We start from the raw sequence: 524 nt of genomic DNA, 5'->3' as shown, positions 1-524 counted from the left end.
GGCTACATCCTGGCGGCGCACACGAGGGCGCTGGAGCCGCTTCAGTTCGCCGCTGCACCCGTCACGGCCGCAGCCGCACGGCGCCGGTGGTGTCCCCGCGGCGTGGGTCATTCGGTGAAGCCTCGTGCTGGCGAGGATGGCGCACGGCGGCCGGTCGTCAGCGAGATAGGGGGGCTCGACCTGGGCACCCTCGATGTGTGTGTGTGAGGTGCCCGCGGCGCTGTGCGGGATGTCGGGGGCTGCGGAGGTGCGGCGGAGTTCGGCGGTCATGCTGCTGGTCTCGATACCGGCGAAGCTTCCGGAGACGACCAGAGTCACAATGTCGGCGGCGTCAGGCGGGCCGCGTGTATGCTGACGCGTATGGCGGTCTGGGCAAGGCCTGAAGAAGTCCACTGCAGCAGCCCGCTGTAAATCCCCTGCCTGGTTTGATGCATTAGCACCCCAGGCCTGGGTGGGCGCCCGGGTGGGCGCCGCAACCAGAACAAGAAGAAATCTGAGGTTTTATGCGGGTTACAGCCCAGGCG

1 protein-coding gene is annotated in these 524 nt (G+C 67.7%); it reads right to left on the bottom strand.

What is annotated here, in order from left to right; translation table 11 throughout:
- Positions 1 to 270: hypothetical protein (locus AC1DWF_RS38455; RefSeq protein WP_476843647.1), on the bottom strand; the 270-nt coding region annotated here is incomplete at its 3' end.
- Positions 271 to 524: the final 254 nt, after the last annotated feature.

This window comes from Aminobacter sp. P4_D5 (assembly GCF_056401815.1).
This window is presented reverse-complemented; position numbering and strand designations above follow the sequence as displayed.